This window comes from Oceanobacillus sp. NCCP-135 (genome assembly GCF_059698015.1).
In genome coordinates this window covers 57777-79441 of sequence record NZ_BAAKSZ010000001.1, presented here as the reverse complement: position 1 = coordinate 79441, position 21665 = coordinate 57777, and the positions used below count along the sequence as shown (strand labels likewise).

The window sequence follows — 21665 nt, the reverse complement described above, 5'->3', positions numbered from 1 at the left end:
CCCCCTAGAAATTAAAAACCTTCTCAATACTTTTTAATACACGTTTAGCAGTTGGAAGAAAATAATCTTCCAGTGCAAAAAATGGTACCGGAACGTCAAAACCTGTGACACGCTCAATTGGCGCTCGTAAATACAGAAATGAAGTGTCATTAATGGTGGAGACAATTGTCTCGCCAAGTCCGCCTGTTGCTTGCGCTTCATGAACAATGACCGCTCTTCCTGTTTTTTGTACAGATTCAGAAATTATTTCCCGATCCAGCGGATATAATGTCTGCAGGTCAATTAGATCACAGGATATTCCTTTTTGTTCTGCTTGTTCCCTGGCCTCCTCAGCAACCGGAATCATCGCTCCCCATGCGATGATGCTGACTTCTTCCCCTTCATACAATTGTCTTCCTTTTCCAATTTCTACTGTATATTTCTGAGCAGGAACTTCTTCACGCGTTGCTCGATAATTACGCATCGGTTCCAGAAATAATACAGGATCAGGATCTTCAATAGCTGAAATAAGTAATCCCTTTGCATTATATGGCGAAGATGGACATACAACCTTCAAACCAGGCATATGAGTGAATAGAGCCTCCGTGCTGTCCGAATGCACTTCAGGTGCTCTGATTCCTGCACCATATGGCGCCCTGATAACCATTGGTACTGAAAAGTGGCCTCTTGTTTTCATGCGGATTCTGGATACATGTGTCATAATTTGATTAAATGCCGGATAAATGAATCCCATAAATTGAATCTCAGCAATTGGTTTAAAACCATTTACAGCAAGACCCACCGACGTTCCAATAATACCTGATTCCGAAAGTGGGGTATCAACAACCCTGTCTTCACCGAATTGTTCATAAAGGCCTTCGGATGCCCTGAAAACACCACCGTTTTTCCCAACATCCTCACCTAAAACTAACGTAGTATCGTCCAATTCCAGCATTGTTTTCATTCCATCATTAATCGCTTGAATCATGGTCAGGTTCTTTGCTGTTATATTTTGCTGTGTCTTCCTTCTCAACTCTACCGCCAAGATAATCCCCCCTTACATAATTTTGAAAGACTGTTTTCTAAAAGATTGGAACTGCACCACAGGTTCTTTTCATTGTAAAAATTTGGGACTGCGAATACTCGCCCACCGAAAACCTTTGTTCTGAGCAGAACAAGGAAAGCTTCGATAGCACTAGTATCGCACAAAGAAAATTGGTTTGGATTATCGACATTACAAGTCTATAAAACCTCCATCCTAGTATTCCTCCAACAGCCTAAGATAAGATTCCTTTTGCTTAACAAGTTCATCTGGTAGCTTGGCAAATACGTGATCGAATAAATCTTCCACTTTAGCTTCCGGATAATTTTCCATGGCATCAACCGCCACATCAACTTCTTCTTTCAATTTAGCCTGCATTTCGGATATTTTCTCCTCTTTCCAAAAGCCCTTCTTTTTCATGAATTGCTCTAGGCGATTCAATGGCTCAACAATATCATTTCCCTTATCAGTCGGACGGTATTTGGTTGGATCATCTGCTGTCGTATGTGCACCTCTACGCCAGGTAACAGCCTCAATTAACGTTGGCCCTTTCCCTGCACGTGCCAAATCTACTGCCTTTTTCGTCTCAAAGTACACAGCAAAACAATCATTTCCATCGATACGGACACTTCTCATTCCATAGGCTACACCCTTTTGTGCAATTGTTTCCGAGTTCATTTGCTTTTCTACCGGCACGGAAATGGCATAACCGTTATTTTGATTAAAAAAGACGGTTGGTGTTTTAAATACACTTGCAAAATTAAGACCTTCATGAAAATCACCTTCAGATGTTGCACCATCCCCAAAATAGGCAATCGCAATTCGGTCTGTCCCCTTCCTTTTCTCTGCCCAGGATGCTCCAACCGCATGCGGAATTTGGGTTGCTATTGGTACCGCCGCAGGGAAAATGTTTTTTCCTTCTGGCGGGATACATCCTTCTACTCGTCCATTCCAATAAAGGAACATGCTTGTCATGTCAGCACCATAGGTCAATGTTGCCCCATGATCACGGTACGTTGGAAATATCCAGTCATTTTCCCCAAGTGCGAGTGCACTGCATACCTGGGCTGCTTCCTGTCCTCCAAATGGCGGATATGTTCCAATCCGCCCCTGACGCTGGAGACTGATTGCTTTTTTATCAAATGTCCTAATCCGGTACATATGGTAATACATATTTTCCACAAACTGCCCGTCAATTTGATCCTCGTACAAATCATCGATAAGATCTCCTTGATCATCGATGATTTTTTTTATTGGATAGTTAGCTTCCATCTGCTTCCCTCCCTGTTAATGGAAGTTCAATAAATTCGGTAAAAACGACCCTTCTTAGGGAATCTTCTACTAAGTACCGACACGTTCTGGGACTGCGCTAAAGCTCACCCCACCAAATGCCATTAGTCGAACATAGAAGTTACCACATCCCACTAGAAGCTCGTTGGCTTGCTCTAAAGTTCCTTATAAGAAAAACACTTTTCCTGCGTGCTAGAACGTTTCCTCTTGTTATTAAAAGCATACACTCCGGTACATGGAGCTGCACCGCCTCGGACTTCTCGATCCTTTTTATCCTCCTTTTGAACACGATTTATTAATTACGAATATCCCATTTAGGTTTGGTGGAATGAGTATAAAAGCTGTTTCTCCTTTTTCTATTTTCCAATACGTTTTCACATATGTGATTTGCTGCTTTTATCGTTGATTGTTGCTTAAGCTCTGCTTGTCGATACACACCCAGAAGTACATTATATATTTCCTTTGTTTTCATTAGCACCCTTTCTTTATTCGCACCATACAATTCGTCCGCAACCTGGATAAGTCCACCTGAATTAATAATGTAATCAGGGGCATAAAGGATACCTTTCTCAGCCAGTTCCATCCCATGCTGTTCTGTTAGCAGTTGATTGTTTGCTGAACCGGCTATTGCTTTTACATTTAATTCTTCAATGGTACGATCATTAATAACACTACCAAAAGCACACGGAACAAATATATCGACTTTCTGTGAATAGATCTCGTCACTTGAAACGGGGTGGGCTGATCCAGAAGTTTCTTTAGCCTTTTCCAGGATTTCAGCTACTTTTTCCTCATCGATATCTGTCACATAAATTTTTGCTCCTGCCTGCAAAAGACCTTCAGCAACTTTGAACCCTACCTTACCAAGTCCTTGCACAGCATATGTTGCTTGCTTTAAATTGGCATTACCAAAAAGGATTTTATTCGTAGCCATTATTCCATACAAAATACCCTTGGATGTAGGAACAGAAGAGTCACCGCCACCACCGTATGCTTCCGGAATACCAACAATGTTAGGTGTTTCCCGCATTGCATGCACAAAATCATCCATCGTTGTCCCCATATCTGTTCCTGTATAAAAACGTCCACCAAGTGAATCGACAAATTGACCAAAACTGCGAAAAAGCTCCGGTGTCTTATCCGTCTCGGGATTCCCAATAATAACTGCTTTTCCGCCACCAAAGTCAACATCAGCTGCAGCACATTTATACGTCATTCCTTTTGACAGGCGAAGCACATCTTCCAGCGCTTCATCAAGACTCGCATATGCTTTCATTCGGCATCCACCGATTGCAGGGCCAAGTGTTGTGTTATGTATTGCAATAATTGCTCGCAGTCCGGTGGAAGGATCATTACAAAATACCACTTGTTCATGTTCTGACATTTTTTCAAGCAAAGCAAAATCATCAGTGATCGATGACTCCTTAACTAATCCCATAAAAATCCTCCTAAAAAGATGAAGTTTTGATATGAAAGAACGTGTTCAAAAAGGGGATAAAAAGGACCAAGAAGTTCAAGGCGGCGTAGCTTTGAGCACCGGAACGTATGCAATTAATACGTAAGGAGCGGGCTTGCACAGGATGTGCTGACTTCTACGTTGCCCACAGGACGTGGGCGGTCTTAGTAGAAGATCCACTATCGCCAACGAAGAAATTCGATGTGTCATTTTTACCGGACTTTTTGAACATCCACTGAAAGAGATCTACTCAGGAATAAAATCTCCCTTTTCCTCCAAAGGTTTTCCGAATAACTTTTTGGGAGTGTTACTTGTTTCCTGTCATTCATATTATTTTTAAATTTAATTGATAATATAGCCTTACTATAAAATCCTATTTCCACTGTATATATAGTATTAATGGTCAAAAATGGATACATCCTATGCTAAAAGACAAGCCATCAGTAAAGCGCTTATCATTAAATAATATTATATGCTGTTATTTACACGTCATTTTATCATCATGGTATAATACAGTGAAAATTTTTAGAAAAATTAATCTATTACAAAAACCTTAATAACAAGCCTATGAATGGGTTGCACTTGATTTTCCATTTAATAAATCCATTTTACAGTTCATTTGTATAGTTGCATCACGAATCATTCCCTCGATGACTTCTCTCACACTGGCTATACGTGTGATTAGTCCTGTCACTTGCCCGGCATTCATAAAGCCATTCTCGAGATCTCCATTTAGTGCCCCTTTTAGATGGTGAGCCTCAGAAGTAAACGAACTATATTGTTCTAACGTTATACCACTATTCTCAAGCGCTTTAAGTTTTTTTGCATACGGTGTGTTCAGGATACGTCGAGCTTTTTCTAAAGATCGGCCAACGATAGCAGTTCCAGTTCCATCCGATTGAATTAACTGCTGTTTATAGTCATCATGAAAAGGTGATTCCTTAGTTGCAACCAGGATGGTTCCCAGCTGAACACCACTTGCCCCAAGCATTAAAGCCGCTGCCAGACCTTTTCCGTTGCCTATGCCACCTGCAGCAAGGATGGGGATAGCGACATGGTCAGAAATTTGAGGAACCAATGTAAACGTGGTCAATTCTAAACCGGAATTAATACCTGCCGCTTCAAACCCCTCTGCTACAATAATATCCGCACCGGCATTCTCCGCTTTTTCCGCATGCTTGACAGAAGCAACAACGGTAAGCGCTTTTACATGATTATCATGGAGAATAGGAATATAATTCACAGGATTTCCAGCAGATAATGAAACCGCAGGGATTTGATGTTTAATTACCAATTCTATTAATTGATCAACATGGTCTGTCACGTTTATTGCAATATTGATACCAAATGGTTTATTCGTAAGTCCCTTTGTTTCAATAATTATCTTTTCAACTTCTTCCGGTGTCATTGTTCCACAGCCAATCATTCCCAATCCACCGGCATCTGAAACTGCAGCTGCAAGTGGTGCATTACTGATATTCCCCATTCCCCCCTGAATGATTGGATAGCTTATATTGAGCAGCTGGCAGATAGGATTCACATAACTTCCTCCTTCGTTTCAGATTAATAAAAAGACACTTCCTCCACCAATTTCCAGCAGCCAAAGATTTCCATGAACCAACTGATTTTTCTTTGCTTTGACTGCTGCCTGTTTTTATGATGACCCCCGTGTTAAATAGATAAAGTGAAACTTCATTTAGTAGGGGTTTCCCTTCCTTCCCCACTGAATGTTAGCACCTCATGGTATAGCCTAAAGGTCCTTGAACAGAATCAGGAAATTTACGGGCTGTTTATAACACAAGGGTATGACACAAAGCTCTCCCCCACCTTCACGTTTGGGATGTCTCACGCTTGGAGCTGGGAGTATTACAACCCGTTAATGCATGATAAAATTAAACTCCAAATGGATTTAACGGTTTAGATCCGTAGTATGATAGAACGCTTTTGTCTTCCATATAAAGATCCAGCGATTCCACGGCAAGCTCCCTGCCAATACCCGATTCTTTATAGCCACCAAAAGGAGTTCCCGGAAATGCGGAAAATGGACTGTTCACCATGACGATTCCAGCTTGAATCTGATGCGCTACACGGGTTGCTCTGGCCTGATCGGTCGTCCAGATTGCTGAACCAAGCCCATATTTAGTATCATTGGCACGCTTGATCACATCTTTTTCATCTGTGAATTTTTCAACAACAACGACAGGACCGAAAATCTCTTCTTTTACTGCTTGCATATCAGGAGTGACGTCCGTTATAATAGTTGGTTCATACCAATGGCCATTTTCAAATCCTTCCATTTGCATGATTTTCCCACCTGTGGCTATTGTTGCTCCATCGGCTATGGCTGATTGGACATAGCCATCGATTACCTCCACTTGCTCCTTGCTGATTATTGAACCTAAGTGTGTTCCTTTATCAAATGGATCACCGGACTTCAGTTTTTTTGTCTTTGCAATGAATTGTTCCATGAACGTATCATAGATTGATTCATGGACAAACATACGTGACCTTGCTTCACAGGATTGTCCTGTATTAAAGAAAATACCAAACAGGGATCCTGGGACTGCCGCTTCCAAATCTGCATCGTCAAAGACAATGTTTGGTGATTTTCCACCAAGCTCTAGTGTTATGCGCTTCAATGTTTCTGAAGCTTTCCTCATAATATTTTTCCCTATAGGTGTTGATCCTGTAAAAGCAACTTTATTGATTGCTTCATGATTTACCAGGTAATCTCCCACCACTTGACCGGAACCTGGAATCGTATTGACCACCCCCGCCGGAACCCCTGCTTCGTGGCAGATTTCATTTAACAGGATTGCCGTAACCGGCGTGAGACTTGCCGGCTTAATAACAACCGAACAACCCGCAGCAATCGCTGGTGCTATTTTCCATGCGGCCATCATCATTGGATAGTTCCATGGAATAATCTGGGCACACACCCCGACCGGTTCCTTATGTGTATAGTTGAAAAATCCATATGGCATATTATTCACTGTGCCACGGTGCCCAACAATTGCTCCCGCATAAAATTCAAAATCTTCAATCGATTGATTAACTTGGACCTGAGCTGCACCAATTGACTTACCGCTATTCAGGACTTCCATTTCCACAAGTTCTTTAAATCGTCCCCGCATAATTTCTGCGATTTTATTTAACACACGGGAACGTTTTCCAACTGGATACTTACGCCATTTCCCATGATCAAAAGCGTTTCTTGCTGCTTGTACAGCTTTTTCAGCATCTTCCTCGTTTGCCTTTGCGATGGTAGCCAAAACTTCTCCTTTAGCAGGGTTGAATGTCTGATATAGTTCATCCGAACTGCTTTCTGCACGTTCTCCATTAATAATCATTGAATAATGCTCACGCTTTAGTGGTCCAACCTCAGTAATTATTTCCTTGTTTACGGTTTGTGTCATGGACTATATTTCCTCCCCATAATTGTAAAATCAGCAGTAATTTCCAGCGTAATATCTACTTTAATTTCCTGAAAACTCGGCTCTCCGTTTTTCTTTAAAAGCATTTAACCCTTCCAGATGATCCTGGGTTCTGCCGGCAATGCGCTGCGCTTGTGCTTCCTGCTCCAACACTTCATCAAACGACAAATTCATTCCGTCCATCATATACCGTTTGATTAACCCAAATGCTTTAGTCGGTAATCCCGCCATGGAGATCGCAAACTCATGCACCTTCTCATCCCATTCGGAAGACTCGATCATTTCCGTTGCAAGTCCTAATTTATATGCTTCTTCTCCTGTCATCGTTTTTCCCAAAACAGCAATTTCTAGTGCTTTAGCATAACCAATCAGGCGGGGAAGTACATACATAAAACCCGAATCAGGTATTAAGCCGATATTCATAAATGCACTAACAAACTTCGTATTTGGTTGAACGAGCCTAAAATCAGCTGCCAATGCCAGGCTCATCCCTGCCCCCGCTGCAGTACCATTAACCGCAGCTATAATCGGCTTTGGCACCTCTTTAATTGCCTTCATCATCGGATGATAACGCTTACGAAGAAATGCAGCATGATCCGTATTTTCGCCGATCCCACCCAAATCCTCACCCGCACAAAATGCTTTTCCGATTCCCGTCATAACAATACACCGCACATCTCTATCTTTACTCGCCATTTTCAATGCCTTGATGATTTCCCTATTCATTTCAACTGTAAATGCATTAAAGGCTGTCGGCCGGTTCAATGCGATTGTTACAACACCATTTCTATACTCATAAGTAATTGTGTGATAATCAATGGATTCCATTTCTCATACCCCCCTGAAAGAAGGAGAACGTTTTTCGATAAAAGCTTTCATTCCTTCTTTTTGATCCTGTGAGTCAAAAGTAAGGTAAAAGTTTTTCCGTTCCAGTTTCATCCCATCCAACAAAGGTAATTCCTCAGCTTTATCCACCACTTCCTTAATAAGACGTAAAGAGATCGGTGGCTGTTTCGAGAGTTTTCCTGCCAATTGCATCGTCTCTTCTTCGACCATTTCAGGTGCAACAACCCGATTGATAACACCATAATTCATGGCTTCCTTTGCATCCATAAACTCACCAAGCCAGATCCATTCAAGTGCTTTCCGCTTTCCCATTGCCATTGTTAAAAACTGTGTACCCCCAGCCCCTGGCATTACTCCAAGCTTTACTTCTGGAAAACCAAACCTGGCATCTTCACCTGCAATGATTAGGTCACAATGAAGGGCCAGCTCAAATCCGCCACCTAAGGCAAATCCATTGACGCTTGCAATCATCGGCTTTTTTATCAATGTTAAACGATCCCAAACTGCAAATGGATCCAGAAGCTCGATCGATAACGGCGTATCTTCCAGCATCTCTTCAATATCTGCACCAGCAGCAAACGCCTTATTATTTCCCTTCACAACAATGACACGGATAGAGGCATCCCGATCAAAAGCTTCCATTTCAGCAACAATTTCATCGACCATTTTTCGGTGTAAAGCATTGGCAACCTCAGGGCGATGAAGTTGAATCACACCTACACTGTTTTCCCTGGTAACCTTAATATAGGATCGATCAGTCATCGACTTCCTCACCGATCATGAGTGTTACAATGTCACCGGCAAATTGCATTACATCTTTACCTGACGCCTTTCCTTCATCTGTTTTCATCGCTGTTTGCAATGATTGATGGGAATCGTAAAACATTTCACATAGCAGATAATAATCGCTTTTACCCATTGGTGACCCAACAATTTTAGTTACTTTCATATCCCTTAGACCAGGTATTTTCTTTGTAATCGGTGTGTGTACATTAAAATAATGTTCATCGAATTTCGCTGGATCCTCCGGCTGTTTGTACAAAGCTATTAATTTAACCATCTAAAACATCCTTTCTTTTTTTGTATAGTTATTGTTTAGTTCTACTATGTGTCGGGTTGCTGTTGTCTCTCAACTTTGCGGTGTTGGCTCTCAACTTCATGATGCTGGCTCTCAACTTTGTGGTGCTCGCTCTCAACTTTGTGGTGCTCGCTCTCAACTTTGTGATGGCTCCAGTTGAAAGTCGGTTTTTATTGAAAGCACTTACAATTATGCTTTTTATAATGAAATGGAATACTCCACAACTGGCTTCATTGCCTCAAATGGGTTTCTGCATTCCATGCAATATAAAATACTGCGGCAGGCTGTCGGTCCAAACACATTCTCCACCGATGTATATGCTGAATCACAATATGGACAACTTACAGTCCAAGAATCCCCTGGCTGATAGCTTTCTGGAGGAGCTGCAATCCCTAGCTTTTTCAGATTTTCCTTTCCTGTATTTGTAATGCTATCCGTAGTCCATCTGAGCTGGAATGAAAATTCTACCTGACATCCATCCACCCAGTCCAACGCTTCAACAGCTTCTTTAACATTTTTTTCAATGAAATCTAAGGCGGGACAACCCGCAAATGTTGGTACCATCGTAATAGCAACATTATTTAGGACTACCTTAATTTCATGAACCATCCCCAGGTCATAAACACTCACTGTTGGAAGCTCTGGATCATCGACCGTTCTAAGGATAGAGAGAATCTCAGCTTCCCTACTTTTTACTTGCATTCTACTCCCCCTCCGTGTGATGCTGTGTCTCAACTTTACGATGCTATCTCTCAACTTCACGCTGCTGTCTCTCAACTTCGAGGTGCTGTCTCTCAACTTCGAAGTGCTGTCTCTCAACTTCACGCTGCTGCCTCTCAACTTCGAGGTGCTGTCTCTCAACTTCGAAGTGCTGTCTCTCAACTTCACGCTGCTGCCTCTCAACTTCGAGGTGCTGTCTCTCAACTTCACATTTTTGTCTATTGGCACCCTACCATACTGCTTCTCTATCACTCTCATACACTTCGGAAAATATCTTTATCGCCTGCTTAAGGTCTGCGGAATGCTCACCATTCCTCCCATTGCCCAGCCCCTTCCCTATAGGAAAAGTTGGTAAAGACATGACCGTTGCTTGCACTTCTTTCAGCCATTGTGTTCGCAAAAAGTCTTCACCGGCAATCAACTCGTGCTGTACCATTTCTAAGGATTTCGATCCTAATTCAAGAGCATCACCGAATTCCTTCCAGGCTTCTACTATTCTCATGTTGATCCGGGACTTTGCATCTTCATTCGAATGCTGCAGCTGCTGCATCCATAATTTCCAATGTGCCAAATGATAAGGCTGTTCCATCAATACTTTTTGTGCAATATTTGCCAGAGGTGCGTAAGAGCTTTCAGTGAGTGCCACCAGCTTAACTTTTTTTAACACTTCAAAAAAATAGTGACGCACAACAGTAAGTGCCCAATCAAAGTACGGATCTTTGAGATATGATCCATCCCCATTTTGTTTCTCCAGGTAAACTGCATTCCGTCTTTTTTCCAAGGGACGCACATGTGCAAGGGCGTCCGCAGCACCTTCTCCTAGTTCCTCCAGAAGGTTGTAGTACATGACAGCATGCCCCATCGTATTTTGTGTAATGGACGAAAAAGCAACATCCTCCTCGATATGTGGCGCTAAACCAAGCCATTCTGACCCACGAAACGAAACTATGAAATCATCGTCAGCCATTTGATAAAGCAATTCTTTCAAAGCTTCCAAATATGCAACATCCTGTCTTGCTTCATCTGCAGTTTCGATTCGTTCTGTCATGACTTATTCACCTCTTTCCAGGACATGATTTCTTTTTCATCGAGCATCCCCTGCTCCTTTTCACGCCATTTTTTTCTTAAGTATCCATAGCCTTTGGTTGTTCGATATGCTTTATTATCCAACCGCTTTGTCCAGGTTAAGCGTTCCTCGCTTGTCATGGAACGGATATGCTCTCTTGCTACAACCCATACATCGATTACATCTTCTCTGCGCATAAAGTTTTCCTGTGCCATCATCAATGCTAATTCATCATTTGGTGCCAACAGGCTAAATTGATGCTGGATTGGTGCTTTTGCACTTCGCTTACTAAAAACTTCATATTCTTTATAAAAATTTGACTCATCCTGTGCCGCCATCCTAACTCCCCTTCCATCAAACCATTACGAGCTTATTACCTGTGGTACCAATGCCTGCCTCACCCAGCGATTTTTCTCATAGGCAATTTCCCTTAATCGCAACCGCTCTTTTGACATCGGGCCTTTATTCTTAATAATTTGCTTAAAGTCATTCCAGTCCGGCTGCCGGTAGATCCAAACTTCTTTTTTTTCATCATAATGGACAGTTTCATCAGGGACAGTTAAACCAAGCGAAAACGCACGAGGTAAATATTTATTTAAAAATGCCTGGCGCAATTCCTCATTATTGCTTTTTCGAATGCGATATTTTATCATAATATCCTGTTTGGAAGAACCGGTAGTTTGAGCCGATGCAGGTCCAAAAAACATCAATAATGAGGGCCACCAGCGACTAAACGACTCCTGCAATATTCCCCGTTGTTCTTGCGTTCCTTCCGCAAGTGCCATAATAATCGCTTCCCCATGCTGTGCATGAAAGACCTCCTCCGCACATATGCGCTGAAGCGCTCTTTGGTATGGACCATAGGATGCATCAAGCATATTAGTTTGTGAAATGATGGCAGCCCCATCTACCATCCAGCCAACCATCCCTGCATCAGCCCAAGTTTTTGTTGGCATATGAAAAACATTATGAAACTTTAAATCTCCATTTAATAAATCTTCTATTAAATTTTCTCTTGTTCTCCCATACGGCTTCATTAAATCTTCTGCCACCCGAAGAAGTAATTGACCATGCCCCATTTCATCCTGTACTTTTGCCATAATACCAAGTTTACGTTTTAAGGTCGGAGCCTTTGGAACCCATTCTTTTTCCGGCAACGCCCCCATAATCTCGCTAATCCCATGCATAGAAATTAGTTTTATAAGTGCTTGACGATAATCCTCCGGCATCCAGTCGTCCGCCTCAATCTTTTCCCCATTGTTGATACGCTCCATAAAGTCTTCATATTTTCCCTGGTCTTCCTCTGTGTACGCTTTAGTTACGGAGTCTCCATCAGGAATGTAATTATACATTGCAACAACTCCTCATTACGTTTTATTAACGTCATTATATCAATTCGTTATATAATGTTCAAGTTAATTTTCGAATAATTTTAATAGTACTTATTATTCGAAAATCATTAACCTTCTCGAAGGTATAAGGGAATAACTTATGATTATTTATTTTATTGACAGAATCATTGATAAAATATACTATTTATATTACATATTTATATTTAACGTTTATTTTTGCGAATAGGAAAGCATAAAAACTTTCCTATTTGCATAAGTGCATAAGTAATACTTCGAAGCATTTTCATCGCAGACGAAAGGTATTTTTCATTGAACTAAGATTGTCACCTGAAAACTTGGTGACAACCAAGTTTTCTAATAATACATATAAATAGTCCATTATTTAACTAATATATTAGAAAACGATGAAGTATATGAGAGAAAGGATCGTTCTATGGAAAAACAATTTAATACACGTTCAATGATCTTTACTCTATATGGGGATTACATACGTCATTATGGCAATGTCATCTGGATCGGTAGTTTAATTCGCTTGCTGGAGGAATTCGGTCATAATGAACAGTCCGTACGTGCAGCTATTTCCCGTATGAACAAACAGGGATGGGTACAATCGAAAAAAATTGGGAACAAAAGCTATTATTCGTTGACTGAACGGGGTACAGCTCGTATGGAGGAAGCCTCCAAAAGAATTTATAAAACCAAATCTCCCACGTGGGATGGCAAGTGGCGCATGCTTGTTTATAGTATACCTGAGGAAAAGCGCCATCTTCGTGATGAATTGCGTAAAGAATTGGTATGGAGTGGTTTTGGACTTCTCTCCAATAGCTGTTGGATTACACCAAATCCATTAGAAGAACAAGTCAATCGATTAATTGAAAAATATGACATCAGTGATTATGTTTCCTTCTTCCTGGCAACCTATGAAGGGATGAGTAAACATTCAGAACTGGTCGCAAAATGCTGGGATATTGATGATGTAAATGTTCGCTACTACCAATTCATCCAGGAGTATAGTCAAAAGTATGTCATTGATAGGAATAAAATTGAAAAAGGGAAAATGAGTGATGGTGACTGTTTTATCGAGAGTGCATTACTTGTACATCAATATAGAAAATTTCTATTTATTGACCCAAACCTTCCGGAAGAACTGCTGCCAATAAAATGGCTGGGAGATTCAGCAGCTTCTCTGTTTACGTATTATAATCAATTACTACAAACACCTGCCACCCGTTTTTTTGAGTCTGTTTTCGAACAGGGTAAAATTCCTGCAATGAATAAATAGTAAACTGAAAAATGGTTTACTATTTGCTTATGTAGTATGAGGAGACTGACCATATTTTGGCAGATAAGGAAGTATAAAGTGAAACTTCATTCAGTGGGAGGTTCCCTTCCTCCTCCACTGAATGTTAGTACCTCATGGTATGACCTAAAGGCCCTTGAACAGAATTAGGAAATTTACGGGCTATTTATAACGCAAGGGTATGATACAAGGCCCTCCCCACCTTTACGTTTGGGTTTTCTCACGCTTGGAGGTGGGGGTATTACAGCCCGTTAATGCGTGATAAAATACTTTCTTACTGCATAAGTGCTAGCTTTGGCTATCACCTAAGGACATGGTGACAACCAAGTTTTCTAATGAGTGTAGAGAGTATTTTTGATAAAGTGATGCTCCGGGATAGGATACGTATTCGAGGATTTTCCGCTTTGGTTCAGGCTTCTTTCGTTAAGTTCTGATTTCCCTAACCCCAGTTCAGAATCATTTCTTCATCTGATCTTTTCAAATAATTCTTTCTGCTGGAACTCCTGACCTTTATCCACATATGTAGTAATCGCTTCTTCAATCATAGCCATGTCTTTATTTGTTAAAGTTCTGACTACTTTCCCTGGTGATCCCAATACTAAAGAGCGTGGTGGAATTCTTTTACCGGACGGAACAAGACTATTTGCACCAATGATTGAATACTCACCAATTTCTGCTCCATCTAAAACAGTTGCACCCATTCCGACCAATACACCTTTTCGAAGTATACAACCATGAACAATTGCATTATGCCCTATCGACACTTCATCTTCCAAGGTTAACGGAAATTGCTCATACAGGTGACACATGCTGTTTTCCTGTATGTTGCAACGCTCACCAATCCTAATCGGTCCCTCATCACCGCGAAGTACCACATTAAACCAAATACTCGAATGAGCTCCAATCTGTACATCTCCAATAATTTTAGCACCTTCAGCAATAAAAACCGTATCATGAATAACCGGTGTATGGTCTTTGTAACGATAAATCATTCCTAAAAACATCCTTTCCCTTTTAGTAGTTTCGTCAGCTATCTAGCATTAATCTATGTCCGATAACCTTTTACTAGAATAAGGCTCGCTTATTCTTCCAGTTTTTTAATGAGTATGGAAGAAACGCATGTTGCTGCTAGTTTATTGTTTTGCTTTAATTCTGACACCACATATGCTAACGTCCTACCAAGTCTTTCTACCCTGGCAATCACTTCCACTTCTCCCTCTACAACCGGCCGATGAAACGTTGTATCGAGATTAATAGACGCAAATCCATGCTGGTCTGTTAATTTAGATGAAATCGCATAGGCCATCATAATATCTGCTGCGGATGATAAAAACCCACCCATTGCTACACCAATTCCATTGATATACTTACGATCAACTTTCCAGGTTCCATGGGCAATTCCATCAACGGATTCATGTACCGTGATTTGCATCGTATCATCACAAGGTGGTGGCATTATTATCTGATCAGCAACCTTTTGAAAATCACTCATTTTAAAATTTGTCACCATAAGCAACACTCCCCTCTTTAAAACTACTTTTCTGGTACATCCGCTATCACATTAAAGTCTTAAACTGATAACATTTAGTATGACATTTTATTTAAACTACGTAATAAATTCGTCATCTATAATAATAAATCTCTAATATATTGATGTCAATTGTATTTGGAATTTTTGATCTTTCACAAAGTACGGGGAAATTCATGATTGTTTCTAATCTGCATTTAACTTAAAACGCTAGTTACACAGAAGCATTTAACTCCATCTTCCCCGCATCATCTTTCCGTTGTTTTTGAATGAACCAGATTCCGACTGCTAATAATAGTCCAGTTAAACTACTAACTATATTTGGAATAATTAACAGGATTCCTGCAGCAAACAGATTGAGCCGTTCCCATGAATACGAGTTACGAATGAAAAACCCAATAACCGCACTACTCACTGCAGCCATTCCCAGTATTGCTGTTGTTAAGGCTATAATGAGAGGGATAGGCGTAACATCTACTAAAACTAAAATATCATTGTAGACAAATACATATGGAATGATAAAAGCTGCAACTGCGAGTTTGACAGCATTAACCCCGGATTTAAATGGATTTGCCCGAGCAATCCCTGCACCAGCATATGCAGCTAAACAAACAGGTGGTGTAATATCTGCTACAATACCAAAGTAGAAGACAAACAGATGGGCTGCAATCGGTGTAACTCCAAACTCATTAATAAGAGCAGGCGCAGCAACCGTGGCTGTAACAACGTAATTTGCTGTTGTCGGTAATCCCATCCCTAAAATGATACAAGCAATCATTGTAAAGAAAAGAGCCAAAAATAAATAACCACTCGACAATGCGATAATACCGGAAGCAAACTTCGCCCCAAGCCCTGTAATACTTATAACACCAGCAATAATTCCAGCTGTTGCAACTGCCGCAATCACCGGAAGCGCAACTTGCGCCCCTTGTTCCAGCACATAGATCGTCTTCTTAAAATTCATCCGGGACTCTTTTCGAACTAAACTTACCAGATATGCTGCTATAATGCCCATTATGGCAGCCCGTTGAGGTGTAAAACCCACCATAATTGTTCCAATAATAATAAATAATGGAAGTAGCATATATCCATAACGAATCATTAGTTTAGTAAAATTTGGAAGTTCAGACTTCGGCAATCCAAAAATACCTAGTTTTTTTGCTTCAAAATGAGCACCAATAAAAATTCCCGAAAAATATAATATTGCAGGTACAATAGCTGCCAGCATAATCGCACCATAGGATACACCAAGGTATTCCATCATGATAAACGCTGCAGCACCCATCAGTGGTGGCATGATTTGTCCACCGGTAGAAGCAGAAGCCTCTGTTGCCGCTGCAAATTCCGGCTTAAACCCCGCTTTTTTCATCATTGGAATGGTAAAGGAACCCGACGCTACTGTATTTCCAACCGAACTACCTGATACCATGCCTTGCAGGGCACTTGCTGCTACTGCCGCTTTCGCTGTCCCACCAGTATATCTACCTGTAAGCGCAAAGGCTATATCATTAAAAAACTTACCAATTTTCGTATGTACAAGAATGACACCAAAAAATAGGAATAGAAATATAAACTTGGATGAAATTTGGATAGGTGTACCAAATACACCACTCTCACGGAACCATAGATTAGTTGTAATTCGGTCAACAGCAAAGCCAGGATGTGACAAAATTTGTGTTGGGATAAAATTTCCGAAAATAGCGTATATGATTGTAATACTTGCAACGATAACAATAGGTACACCGACGGTTCGGCGAGTTGCCTCAAGCAATAGCAGTATCCCGAGAATCGATACAATCACATCAATGGTACCATAACCGGATATACGGCTTTGCAGGATCGATTCAAAAAAAATAATTTTGTGATAGGTTACATATATCGCAGTAAATGCCAAAATCACATCATACCACGGAATGTTCTTTTGCTTTTTATGCAGACCTTTTTTTGCAGGAAAAAGAAGAAAGATGATTCCGAGTGCTGTTCCTAAATGGACAGCTCCTTGCTGTTGGGAGGGCAGTGTTCCAAAATAACCTGTATATAAATGGAAGAATGTTAAACCAACTCCAAGAAATGTAACAATGATAGCCCACTTCCCAATATTTACACGATAGTTACTTTCTTTATCGTATTTTTCCAGGACTTCTTTTGCATTTATTTTTTGACTTTCTTCCATCTAATCACATCCCTCAATAATAATAGAAGGAAAGGAACTCAATTTACTTGGCAGATTAGAAAACATAAAATACTTTCTTATCTGCATAAGTGCAACTAAGGCTGTCAGCTATGAGCTTGGTAACAACCAAGTTTTCTAAAAAGTCCCTTCCCTGTTCCAAAAAGCCTATTTCAAATCGTCTAAGCTTTCGATTTCAGTATTTTCTCGTGTAACAATTTGAATAACCTCAGGATAAATATGTCCAATAAATGCAGTATTTGGAACTTCATTCCCTTCAAAGTCTCCTGTTCCATTTACCGCATCTTGCGTGGGAACATGGACAGCCATGCCAAGATCCAAATTACCATCACGGATGCTAGCCAGATTTTCTATGGATGCACCGGTTTCTGTATTCGTTACATTTATACCGTCAATATTGTTACTCCAGATGGTTGCCATCTCTCCACCAAGTGGATAATAGGTACCACCCTGGCTTCCTGTTCCTAAAATAAGTTCACTTTTTCGTTCACTTGCAGCTAATTCAGCTACCGGATTATCCACTGTCAGTCCCTGTTCTTCATAATAACGTTTCGCACCTGGGTGAATTGGTAATCCTTCTGAGCCTTTGAGTGCATTTTCCAATGTCATTTGTGCTGCCTGTGCATGTGTATTTTCACTTGCATCCTCTACCATACTTTTAGCAAGCTCATAACCAAGCTCTTCGTCAATTGTATCTGTGCTTGCCATTAAAATAGCATATGCAGTAACTGTCTCTACATCTGATTCAAGAAAGTCATACGTATCCTGTGGAATCGTATAACGCATATATCCACTATTTTCTTCTATATAGGAAATTGCTTCATCCGAAAGATCTAACATTTTCACATCACCAGCTGATGCTTGCAGTGCCTCAATGCTACCAGCAGGTAAACCAAGAATCCCAATTGAAATATCTATATTTCCATCCTGAACCCCATCAGCAGCATCGCCAAATCCTTCCTGATGTGCACTATAATCCCCGTCTCCTATCCCATATGCTTCTAAAATTAACGTAGAAACTGAATTCGTCTCACTAGCAGGTGGCCCAATGGCAATATTCTTTTCACCACCGCCACAACCCGCAAGTAACAGAATCATGCTTAACATTAATGTAGTGAAACCTAATAATTTCTTTTTACTCATAATTTCCCCCTTTTAAAACTGTATTTATCTCCCCTTGGTTCAGTACTTACACATTAAAGAGAATTCCGTGGATGTTTTAATGAAAACCATTTAGGAGCTTAGTCTATTTATACTAATTTCCCGTTAATTTATAACTGTTTATTACTACTCTTAATAATTTGTTAAATCTATTTGTTAACAATAGACCGTGAAAATTATGCCAGCCCCCATTGTTCTAAGTTAAAGCAATGAAGTTTTAGTATTTTTTAAAGCTATACATTTCCATGCATACCCCTTCAGCTATACTAATAATTAAGCATGCTGGTTATTTATTGCATGTTAATTGTTTATTAAAACGGAGGGAGATATTAGTATGAAGAAGTTAGCAATCCTATTTTTCGCATTCATTTTATCAACAGTTTTAGTTGCATGTGGTGGTGAATCTGACGCTGAAAGTAGTGATTCTTCATCAAGTGATGCTGCAACAAACGAAAGCGAAAAAACAGCTGAGGATGATTCAACAGAAATGTCAGCTGAAGAAAATAAGTCCACAGAAGCTAAAGTTGGAGACACATTGACAACGGAAGCAGGGGAAATGACACTAGTTAGTCGCACTGATGATGTGGGAACATTTGAATCAGGTCCAATTAAATTAACAATAGAAAAGGCAAATGGGGTTACCGGGAAACTGAGTGGTGACATGGCTGCTATGATGGAAACAGAGGAATTAGAATATATTCAGGTTGATATGACAGTTGAAAATACTACAGAAGAAAATACAACCTTCTATGCATCCCAAGCTATCATGACCACTAATACTGGTGAACAATTAGAATCGGATATGTTCTTCAGTGATCATATTGATGGTGAATATATTGGTGCTGTTACAAAATCTGGATCTTCTTTTTATATTTTGGAAAATTCAAAAGCTGAAGATGTTGAAACTATCCGTTTAATTTTTAGTGCAGCTTCAGATGCTAATTGGGAAGATATTGGTGAAGAAATCGATATTGAAATCGAACTTAATAAATAATAATTTTCAGTAAAAGCATGGTGTACATCAGATTGTACACCATTTTTTTTACTGTTTAACTCTATTAAATATACTCGGGCCGATTATAAAATAATTCCTTGCAGTCAGCTGAGCGCTTCATAGCAGTAATCACTTTCTCTAATGGGACACTATTATAAGAACCCTTTATAGGGATATTATTAAAACTCCCCATTAAAGCAGGAGTAGCACTACTTATGTTAACGGTAATTCCAAAACCATCCTTGAAAATCATCAACTATGGCGTAATTATCATTCTCTTCATCTACATCCATTTCAGCTAGGGGGACAATTACTTTCTTTCTTCCTTGTCTACATTCTACTAGAACCCCATACATGTCATCATACTGCATCACTTGATCTAAACGAATGCATTTCACTTCATATTCTTCAAATGAAAATGGCCCTGTTTCCCGTTCATATGATGCCTCAAACGGAAAAGTTAATTTTTCCTTCAAATAATGGTAATATTTCAATATTTTTTCACCAGTTACTTCAAATAACCCAAACCGCTCACTTTCACTGTATTCCTTTTGCTGTATTGGAATATCTAGTATTTCAGCAACTTTTGTTTCCCATTCCTCCAAAGCATCGTTTTCCAATTCTTGTTCTTCAAGCTTTGCCTTGGGAACAATAAATCCGTTCACCGTTGTGAAATTATTAAATGGACTACTCTTTGCTACAGATTCTATTGAAAATTCACTGTCAAAATATGACATGTTAAACATATCTCTAATCTTTTTTGATTTTTGAGAGGTGGTACTTTTTTTGTGTTGAAGTACTCACAAATATCAGTAACAGAAGCATAGGGATCCGTACCCTTATCGAATAAAAAATTGATAGTTCCTAGTCCATAAATCACAGCCGCTGCCCAAATTTCAATTCTACCTGTTAAAAATGGCACCTCCCTTTTTCTAGCCATTTTTGTAATTAGCTTTTCAATCACAGCATCATATTCTTCATTCAAATATTCTTCACTAAAATCTTTCGTTAGCTGAAGCAGCTGCTCTTTCTTTTCTTTAACTTTTTTCTTATTTGTAGTTGCCATGTCTTCATATCCTTTTTTAGATTAGTAGACTCCATATAACTCCACACCACAGAAATGCTTTTGTCTGGTATAAGATTGATCATAGTTTCAAAATTCTTAGCCTTCTATTTTAATAATTCGTCAAATATCCCAAAATTCCTGCTTAGCTAAAGACAGGAATTCTCTGAGCCCGATTTGGTATTACTGGTAAAACGGGATCTAAAGGATCTACGACATTAATATTTTTCAAGCATCCAGCTAAACCATCTCCCATGCCCATCTATCTCAGCAATTAGTTTATTATCTTCTTAACCATAACAATGTCAAGGTGAACAAATCCATCCCTTATATTATTATATATAGAAAAGACATCTTTTCTTTTAGCAGCCCGTTTTACATAGTAATGATAATATCAATGCCCTAATTATCATATTAATTTTATACTCTTCCCAAAAATTCTAAAATCGTTTATACTTTTATACAAGGGAGGTGAAAAGCATGGAACAAGAAACTATCTTAAAGGAAATTTTAAATGCATTAAAACTTCATGGAGAACATATGGATCGGAAATTTGATAATATCGATCGGAAATTTGATAATATCGATCGGAAATTTGATAATATCGATCGGAAATTCGATAATATCGATCGAAAATTTGACGATATGAACTCCAAGATGGATGAAGGTTTTTCCAAAGTTAATCTGAGATTAGACCGTTTAGAAAAAAAGGTTGATGGTATTAGAGTGGAATTAACTGAAACCCAAGAAAACACAGATTTTTTATTGAGTAAAACTGCACAGCATGAGAAAAAACTTCGCCAACTTTCTGAACAATATTAGTGAAATCCCCCACAAGCTTTTTAAATCCAATATTGTACTGTAATCATGCCGAACAGTGCAGGACACTGTTCGGTAATCATATTCTCCATTAAAACCTGAATGTATCCAAAATCTTCATATTCATTTTCAAGTGTGAAGAAATCCTGTTCATAATTCAAAACTTCAATCTGTGGGAGTTCCTTCTAATCTCCTGGGGAAGCGTTAAGACTGGTTTAAATTTGCTTTTCACCTGGCAAACTGGGAATTCCAAATAAAAAGAAAATACGCCCATCAAAGTTATTCACGACCAATCTTCTTTTTATCGTTGACAATACTCAAACAAAAAGGATCGTATAACGGCAAA

Annotated in this window: 22 protein-coding genes; 3 read left to right on the top strand and 19 right to left on the bottom strand. The window is 39.6% G+C overall.

Annotation, left to right across the window (positions count from 1 at the left end; all coding sequences use genetic code 11):
- Positions 1–4 precede the first annotated feature (4 nt).
- The 12 genes from AC6HVZ_RS00350 to paaA form a co-directional block, all read right to left on the bottom strand.
- Complete coding sequence (locus AC6HVZ_RS00350; RefSeq protein WP_497556387.1) at positions 5–967, bottom strand: alpha-ketoacid dehydrogenase subunit beta; 963 nt, start codon at positions 965–967, stop codon at positions 5–7.
- 270 nt (positions 968–1237) lie between these two features.
- The gene (gene pdhA / locus AC6HVZ_RS00345; RefSeq protein ID WP_497556137.1) at positions 1238–2293 is read right to left on the bottom strand and encodes a pyruvate dehydrogenase (acetyl-transferring) E1 component subunit alpha; all 1056 of its coding nucleotides are present in this window, start codon (positions 2291–2293) and stop codon (positions 1238–1240) included.
- Positions 2294–2606: 313 nt separating this feature from the next.
- Positions 2607–3749 (bottom strand): Leu/Phe/Val dehydrogenase, encoded by a 1143-nt coding sequence (locus tag AC6HVZ_RS00340; protein ID WP_497556136.1) that lies wholly within the window; start codon positions 3747–3749, stop codon positions 2607–2609.
- A gap of 583 nt (positions 3750–4332) precedes the next feature.
- Complete coding sequence (locus AC6HVZ_RS00335; RefSeq protein ID WP_497556135.1) at positions 4333–5307, bottom strand: NAD(P)H-dependent flavin oxidoreductase; 975 nt, start codon at positions 5305–5307, stop codon at positions 4333–4335.
- A 352-nt stretch (positions 5308–5659) separates the two neighbouring features.
- Positions 5660–7183 (bottom strand): aldehyde dehydrogenase family protein, encoded by a 1524-nt coding sequence (locus tag AC6HVZ_RS00330; protein WP_497556134.1) that lies wholly within the window; start codon positions 7181–7183, stop codon positions 5660–5662.
- 60 nt (positions 7184–7243) lie between these two features.
- Entirely contained in the window at positions 7244–8029 is a 786-nt protein-coding gene (locus AC6HVZ_RS00325) for an enoyl-CoA hydratase/isomerase family protein (protein ID WP_497556133.1), read from the bottom strand.
- A 3-nt stretch (positions 8030–8032) separates the two neighbouring features.
- Complete coding sequence (locus tag AC6HVZ_RS00320) at positions 8033–8809, bottom strand: enoyl-CoA hydratase/isomerase family protein (RefSeq protein WP_497556132.1); 777 nt, start codon at positions 8807–8809, stop codon at positions 8033–8035.
- On the bottom strand, positions 8802–9107 hold the full coding sequence (locus AC6HVZ_RS00315) for an EthD family reductase (RefSeq protein ID WP_497556131.1): 306 nt from the start codon (positions 9105–9107) through the stop codon (positions 8802–8804). The genes AC6HVZ_RS00320 and AC6HVZ_RS00315 overlap by 8 nt, the downstream gene beginning before the upstream one ends.
- A 216-nt stretch (positions 9108–9323) precedes the next feature.
- A complete protein-coding gene (gene paaD / locus AC6HVZ_RS00310; RefSeq protein WP_497556130.1) occupies positions 9324–9827 on the bottom strand; it encodes a 1,2-phenylacetyl-CoA epoxidase subunit PaaD in 504 nt (167 codons plus the stop codon).
- Between the two features lie 247 nt (positions 9828–10074).
- A complete protein-coding gene (gene paaC / locus AC6HVZ_RS00305) occupies positions 10075–10893 on the bottom strand; it encodes a 1,2-phenylacetyl-CoA epoxidase subunit PaaC (RefSeq protein WP_497556129.1) in 819 nt (272 codons plus the stop codon).
- Positions 10890–11249 carry a 1,2-phenylacetyl-CoA epoxidase subunit PaaB gene (gene paaB / locus AC6HVZ_RS00300; protein WP_497556128.1) on the bottom strand — a complete coding sequence of 120 codons (360 nt, stop codon included), beginning with the start codon at positions 11247–11249 and terminating at the stop codon, positions 10890–10892. Before paaB ends, paaC begins: the two co-directional genes overlap by 4 nt.
- A gap of 24 nt (positions 11250–11273) precedes the next feature.
- Entirely contained in the window at positions 11274–12263 is a 990-nt protein-coding gene (gene paaA, locus AC6HVZ_RS00295; RefSeq protein WP_497556127.1) for a 1,2-phenylacetyl-CoA epoxidase subunit PaaA, read from the bottom strand.
- A 433-nt stretch (positions 12264–12696) separates the two neighbouring features.
- Between paaA and paaX the strand changes: the two genes are divergently transcribed.
- Positions 12697–13545, top strand: a complete 849-nt coding sequence (gene paaX / locus AC6HVZ_RS00290; RefSeq protein ID WP_497556126.1) for a phenylacetic acid degradation operon negative regulatory protein PaaX — start codon at positions 12697–12699, stop codon at positions 13543–13545.
- Positions 13546–14027: 482 nt separating this feature from the next.
- On the opposite strand, the gene AC6HVZ_RS00285 is transcribed toward paaX, so the two are convergent.
- The 4 genes from AC6HVZ_RS00285 to AC6HVZ_RS00270 all read right to left on the bottom strand — a co-directional run bounded on the left by AC6HVZ_RS00285 (position 14028) and on the right by AC6HVZ_RS00270 (position 18425).
- Positions 14028–14555 carry a gamma carbonic anhydrase family protein gene (locus AC6HVZ_RS00285; protein WP_497556125.1) on the bottom strand — a complete coding sequence of 176 codons (528 nt, stop codon included), beginning with the start codon at positions 14553–14555 and terminating at the stop codon, positions 14028–14030.
- 89 nt (positions 14556–14644) lie between these two features.
- Complete coding sequence (locus tag AC6HVZ_RS00280; RefSeq protein ID WP_497556124.1) at positions 14645–15073, bottom strand: PaaI family thioesterase; 429 nt, start codon at positions 15071–15073, stop codon at positions 14645–14647.
- 232 nt (positions 15074–15305) lie between these two features.
- Positions 15306–17264, bottom strand: a complete 1959-nt coding sequence (locus AC6HVZ_RS00275; RefSeq protein WP_497556123.1) for a TRAP transporter permease — start codon at positions 17262–17264, stop codon at positions 15306–15308.
- Positions 17265–17429: 165 nt separating this feature from the next.
- Positions 17430–18425 carry a TAXI family TRAP transporter solute-binding subunit gene (locus AC6HVZ_RS00270; RefSeq protein WP_497556122.1) on the bottom strand — a complete coding sequence of 332 codons (996 nt, stop codon included), beginning with the start codon at positions 18423–18425 and terminating at the stop codon, positions 17430–17432.
- Positions 18426–18777: 352 nt separating this feature from the next.
- On the opposite strand from AC6HVZ_RS00270, the gene AC6HVZ_RS00265 reads away from it, so the two are divergent.
- On the top strand, positions 18778–19437 hold the full coding sequence (locus AC6HVZ_RS00265) for a hypothetical protein (protein WP_497556121.1): 660 nt from the start codon (positions 18778–18780) through the stop codon (positions 19435–19437).
- Between the two features lie 218 nt (positions 19438–19655).
- Here the strand turns inward: AC6HVZ_RS00265 and AC6HVZ_RS00260 are convergent, their stop codons facing one another.
- Together AC6HVZ_RS00260 and AC6HVZ_RS00255 are read right to left on the bottom strand one after the other, a co-directional pair.
- Positions 19656–20174, bottom strand: coding sequence for a calcium-binding protein (locus AC6HVZ_RS00260; protein ID WP_497556120.1), 519 nt, complete (start codon positions 20172–20174; stop codon positions 19656–19658).
- Complete coding sequence (locus AC6HVZ_RS00255; protein ID WP_497556119.1) at positions 20144–20503, bottom strand: DUF6398 domain-containing protein; 360 nt, start codon at positions 20501–20503, stop codon at positions 20144–20146. The genes AC6HVZ_RS00260 and AC6HVZ_RS00255 overlap by 31 nt, the downstream gene beginning before the upstream one ends.
- 477 nt (positions 20504–20980) lie before the next feature.
- On the opposite strand from AC6HVZ_RS00255, the gene AC6HVZ_RS00250 reads away from it, so the two are divergent.
- Positions 20981–21322, top strand: a complete 342-nt coding sequence (locus tag AC6HVZ_RS00250; protein ID WP_497556118.1) for a hypothetical protein — start codon at positions 20981–20983, stop codon at positions 21320–21322.
- A 20-nt stretch (positions 21323–21342) separates the two neighbouring features.
- On the opposite strand, the gene AC6HVZ_RS00245 is transcribed toward AC6HVZ_RS00250, so the two are convergent.
- A complete protein-coding gene (locus tag AC6HVZ_RS00245) occupies positions 21343–21480 on the bottom strand; it encodes a hypothetical protein (protein ID WP_497556117.1) in 138 nt (45 codons plus the stop codon).
- Positions 21481–21665 lie beyond the last annotated feature (185 nt).